We start from the raw sequence: 5,677 nt of genomic DNA on the forward strand, positions 1-5,677 counted from the left end.
TTCCGCAGCTTCAAGAGTATTGTACATGAGCATGGCGATTGTCATTGGGCCTACGCCGCCTGGAACCGGGGTTATAAAGCTGGCTTTTTCTTTTATTGCTTCAAAATCTGTATCGCCAATCAAGCGGAAACCGCTCTTTTTTGTCGCATCTGGAATTCTGTTTACGCCTACATCGATTACAACAGCTCCTTCTTTTACCATGTCGGCGGTTACTGTATGCGGATGTCCAGAAGCGGCGACAATAATATCAGCCTGCTTTACGATTTCTGCCATATTTTTTGTTCCTGTATGGCACATTGTAACTGTACAGTTTGTTTCGCGTCTTGCAAGCAAAAGAGCTACAGGTTTTCCTACAATATTTGAACGTCCGATTACAACAGCATGCTTTCCAGAAGTTTCGATTCCCATTCTCTTGAGCAAAACAATAATTCCATGCGGTGTACATGGTAAAAATGCTTTTTTTCCAATTACCATTTTTCCAACATTCACTGGATGAAAACCGTCAACGTCTTTTTCAGGACTGATTGCCATAATCACCTTATCTTCATCAATATGCTTAGGCAAAGGCAACTGAACCAAAATTCCATGAACAGAACTGTCTTTGTTCAATTTGTCAATCAAAGCCAAAAGTTCCTCTTCTGTCGTATTTTCTGGTAAAATTTCGGAGCGGTCGGTCATGCCGGCTTCTGCAAGAGCCTTGCGTTTTCCAGTTACATAGCTTACTGATGCAGGATTTTCTCCAACAAGAATGACTGCAAGACAAGGCGTTATTCCTTTTGCCTTTAGCGCGGCAACTTTTTCTGCAACACCAGCACGAACTTCAAGCGCAATCTGTTTTCCATCAATAATTTGAGCACTCATTTTTTTACCTCCAAAAACTTCGTAAAATTTTTCGTAACTTAGCGACACAAAGACGGTTTTTGTACTGTGATTAAATATTGAAAAAAAAGCCTTATTAGGTTAATCTTTTCGATAAAACTATATATATTTTTTAGCAATTTTTCTATTAGATTTGGAGCATAAGATGAAAAAATTCATTGCAATTTGTTGCACTGTTTTTTTATTTTCAACTGCGGTTTTTAGTCAGGAACAAGACGAAGATGATGACAGATTTGCCGTTGAATATAGAATGAACGAGCCTGGCGATCAATTCATAAATATTGGACTTATGGTAACATTTCCGCTCAATTTTGGCGGCGATTTTCCACTTTACCGCGAAGGTCAGCTTTCGACCGGAGGAGCAGGAACAATCGGTTACCACAGATTTCTGACTTCATGGTTTGCAGTCGGTCTCGATGTAAGTTTTGGATACAATCCGACAATCGGAGAGAATATGTTCACTTACGTACCATTTGTATTCTGCTTTACAGTGCAGCCAACTATAAAAAAATTTGAATTTCCAATAACAATGGGAATCGGAGCGGCTGTCGAAAGTTATCTTAACAACACATATTTTCCAGGTCTTACACTTAAGCCAGAAGCAGGAATTTTTTACCGCGTAACTCCAAGCTGGTCGTTTGGCATAAAGGGAAATTTTATGTATTTGCCCCAGTGGTATGAAGATTCAGAAAACAACGACCACGGCAATTTTTCTTCTGTCGTAATAGCAGCAAGATACCACTTCTAAAAAACGGAAATAAAAAAAAATGAAAAAACTTTCAAAAAGCATAATTTCAATATTTATATTTTCTGCCATCTCAATTTTTACTTCGTGCAACGGCGTAATTTTTGACACAATCCGCGAAGAAGTAAAACTTTCGGATGCACAAATTCAAGGCACAGTTCATTCTCTTGTCCGCGTAACCGACAGTTCTGATTCAAAAGAATATCTTTATTTGTCGGCAAACCCTGTCGTGTGGAAAAAAGATATAGACAATGCCGTAAAAAATGGCGGAACATACGTGGCAGACGGAACAGATCCGACAGACTACACAACTTCCGAACACGGACACTGGCTCACGGCTTCAAGGCCAGGCAATAATTATGTAAGACTTGCCGCAAACCACAATGGAGAAATCTATTCTCTTTCTTTTTTTGTACAAGAAGTTACAGACGATGGCGAGATGGAAGGAATTTCAAAAGAATTAAAATACCTCGACACTTCAAACAAAGACGCAGGCTGGCAGACTGTTGCTTTTGACGACGAATCAATCACAAGCGAAATAGTTTCGGCTTCATCGATATTCTGTACAAATACTCCAAAAAACAAAAACCGCTACGCTTTTGCAAGAATTAATGGGAAAATTTACAAACTCGATGGCGGAAAAGCAACTTTAATAGAAGAAAGCAGTGAATATAATTTTACGTCAGGCGACAATTCAACTTCAATCTACTCAAGTGCAAAAGGAGTTTCTACTTTTGACGGTATCACATTCTACTTTACAGATTCTCCCGCAATCACTTCCAACGAATCTTACAATTCAGACGCAACAATGATTTACTACGCAAGCAGCACTACAGTCTACTACAGAGCAGCCGGAGATTCTGAATGGACAAAGGTATCTTGCGACTCAAGCGAAATCCGTTCGATTGCCGTTACAAAAGACAAACTTTTGCTCGGAACAACAAGCGGTTTAGACAATACTGCTCTTAACGCTGGAATTCCGACAGGTTCTGCGACAACAATTTCTGCGAACGCAACTTCAACCCTGTCTTCTTCGTACATTGTTCCGATACTTTTGACAATCGACCCGACAAAATCAGACACAGCCACAGACATTTACGCCGCATTGAATTTTGAAGGAAACCCTTCGAGCACTTCTGCTACACGCAAAAACGCAAGCTTGTGGTCTTATTATCCAGCAAGAGCAAAGTGGAACCGTGAATAATTTTGTGCTAAACTCTCTTTATGAGTGATTTGTTTGACGCTTCAAAAACACAAAAAGAACCTTTGGCTGCAAGACTCCGCCCTAGAAATTTGGACGAATATATCGGTCAGGATCATATTGTCGGAAAAGGCAGGCTCCTGCGCCGCGCAATTGCAGCCGACCAGCTAACATCTGTAATTTTTTACGGACCGCCCGGCTGTGGAAAAACAACTCTTGCACGAGTAATTGCAAATCACACAAAATCAAACTTTATTACGCTAAATGCCGTTTTGACTGGAGTTGCAGAAATTCGAGCCGCAATAAAACAGGCAGACGATTATTTTAAGCTTTACGGAAGACGTACAATTTTGTTCGTTGATGAAGTTCACCGCTGGAACAAAGCTCAGCAGGACGCCCTTCTGCCCTGGGTAGAAAACGGAACAATTATTTTAATCGGCGCAACAACAGAAAATCCGTTCTTTGAAGTAAATAAAGCCCTTGTTTCGAGAAGCCGTGTCTTTCAATTAAAGCCGCTCACAAAAACTGACCTTTTTAAAGCCGCAAATTTTGCCTTAAACGATGTTGAGCGCGGATACGGACACTGGAACGTTGAATTTGAAAAAGGCGCTCTCGAACACCTTGTGGAAACTGCGAACGGAGATGCCCGTTCACTTTTAAATGCCCTGGAACTTGCTGTAGAAACAACACCTGAAAAATGGGATCCTTACAACGCAAATCCTGTTCCAGCCTGGGGTTCGACAATTTTTATCTCAAAAGAAACCGCAGAAGAATCGATTCAAAAGAAAGTTGTTCTGTATGACCGCGATGGCGACTATCACTACGACATAATATCCGCATTTATAAAATCCTTGCGCGGAAGAGATCCAGACGCGGCAATGTATTGGCTTGCTAGAATGGTGCGCGCCGGAGAAGATCCGCATTTTATTTTTAGGAGAATGTTGATTTCTGCCTGCGAAGACACAGGACTTGCAGATCCAAACGCAGTCTGCATTGTAGAAAACTGCGCTCAGGCTTTTGACCGCGTCGGACTTCCAGAAGGACGGTATTTTCTGGCTCACGCGGCGCTTTACCTTTCGACCTGCCCAAAATCGAATTCGAGCATGGCATTTTTTGACGCGCTTTCGAGCGTTGAAAGAGAAGATGCCGAAGTTCCAAACCACTTGCGGGATTCTTCGCGAGACGCCGAGGGTTTTGGACACGGAAACGGTTATCTTTATCCGCACGCTTACCGCGACCATTGGGTTGCTCAGCAATATCTTCCAACAGAACTTGTCGGAAGAGTCTTTTACACGCCAACCTCTCAGGGCTACGAGGCAAAAATAAAAGAAGATGTCTTGAGCCGCCGGGAAATTCAAATTTCTGCAATTTTGGAAGGAATTGAACCCGAAAAACCGGAATCCGACGTTTCGTGCGGAATGCACCCTCTTCCTCATTTTGCAACAGACTTTGACAATCCAATCGGTGAATGGTGGATAAATAAAAACTTTGAAAAAAACTCGATTACGAAACCAGAAAACCTGACATTTACTCCAAAAAATGAACGCCGCGAAACAGCTCTTGACCGTGCGGACAAATCATGGAAAAGCAGGCTCGACTCCAACCGGGCGGAAATTCTTACAACAATCCGCAATGCAATGATTCAACTGGCGGACTTGAGCAGGCACACAAGAAGCCTTGTCTGGAATGCGGACGACGGACTTTTAATCTGGGAAGTAAGCAGAAAAACTCCGGAAGGCGTAACGGCTGGACTTTGTTCAAATCAACGCGGACTTGAAATTCTTGAACAATATGGACGCACATTGGACGATTTAGACCGTCCTGCTTTAAAACTTCGGCCGGAAAGCCTAGAAAATTATCTGAGCATGCAGGTTTTTGCAAAAATTCTTGAAGAATACAACGAAAACGGAATGATTTTTGACAGGATTTTCTTTCGAGATCCATTCAACTGCCAGGACAGCGTGGACGTTCTTGCAAGCGCGCTCAAAAACCTTCCGAAAAACCTTGTGGCAGACGACCAGCAGATTGTAATTTCGCAAAGGATTCCTTCAAAAGGACAGAAAATCTGGGAATTGATTTATAACCAAATTCTGACAGAGAGCACAAGAAACGCTTACGAAGGAATCTTAAAAAAAATGGAAAACGCCGAAAAAGAATTTTTTGGCAACGAAGAAAATCCACTTTTTGCCTGGAACGAAAATTCAGTAAAAGCCGCCTTTGAAGAACATGGATTTTTTGTAAAATCCGCAACAAAAGTAATTACAGAAAAAAGACGGATTACAGAAACAGAAATAAACCGCTGGTTTGATGCAGAAAATTCTTCTTACGGTTCGGCAATGGCAAGAGAAATCGGAACGGAAGATTTGGCAAAAATCAAAAATCTTTTGAGCGTTGCCTGCCAGAACACGCTTTTTAACTGGAATACGACAATTGAATTTTTGACGGTAAAAGTTCAGGCAGACACAACGCAAAAAAAAGGTCTTTAAGTTAGGAAGATTTTTTGATATATTAGAAAAGCGTTAGTGCATGGAGTTGTGGCAAAGCCAGCCACCGCAAGGAGCACAACTTTGTTGTGCGACTGAGGAGGCCGAGGGTTACCGAGCAACGTAACGCACGCCCCGAACACAAGCGAGGGAAACGCCCATTTTATAATAATTTTTGGAGAAAACGATGAATTTTATTTTTTTAGGACCTCCAGGAGCTGGAAAAGGAACTCTTGCAAAGGAAGCAGCAAAGGCTTTTAACATTCCACACATTTCGACAGGCGACATTTTCCGCGAGAACATTAAAAACGGAACTGAACTTGGCAAAAAAGCAAAGGCGATTATTGACGCCGGCGGTTTGGTAAGCGA

5 protein-coding genes are annotated in these 5,677 nt (G+C 41.8%); 4 read left to right on the top strand and 1 reads right to left on the bottom strand.

All coding sequences use genetic code 11. The annotated features are described in order from the left end of the window. Nucleotides 1-861, bottom strand: an 861-nt coding sequence (gene folD / locus B2X33_RS06440; protein ID WP_296668471.1) for a bifunctional methylenetetrahydrofolate dehydrogenase/methenyltetrahydrofolate cyclohydrolase FolD, incomplete at its 3' end; no start/stop codon positions are given. Nucleotides 862-1,024: 163 nt separating this feature from the next. Here folD and B2X33_RS06445 point away from each other — a divergent pair. The 4 genes from B2X33_RS06445 to B2X33_RS06460 all read left to right on the top strand — a co-directional run. Further along, entirely contained in the window at nt 1,025-1,627 is a 603-nt protein-coding gene (locus tag B2X33_RS06445; protein ID WP_296021620.1) for a TP0733 family outer membrane beta-barrel protein, read from the top strand. A gap of 19 nt (nt 1,628-1,646) precedes the next feature. Next, nucleotides 1,647-2,828 carry a hypothetical protein gene (locus B2X33_RS06450; protein WP_296668473.1) on the top strand — a complete coding sequence of 394 codons (1,182 nt, stop codon included), beginning with the start codon at nt 1,647-1,649 and terminating at the stop codon, nt 2,826-2,828. Nucleotides 2,829-2,848: 20 nt separating this feature from the next. Further along, nucleotides 2,849-5,311: an AAA family ATPase gene (locus B2X33_RS06455; RefSeq protein ID WP_296668475.1), complete on the top strand. Its 2,463-nt coding sequence runs from the start codon at nt 2,849-2,851 to the stop codon at nt 5,309-5,311. A gap of 184 nt (nt 5,312-5,495) precedes the next feature. Continuing rightward, on the top strand, nt 5,496-5,677 hold a 182-nt coding region (locus tag B2X33_RS06460), incomplete at its 3' end, for an adenylate kinase family protein (protein WP_296668477.1).

The organism is Treponema sp. UBA785 (genome assembly GCF_002297065.1).
Lineage (GTDB): Bacteria > Spirochaetota > Spirochaetia > Treponematales > Treponemataceae > Treponema_D.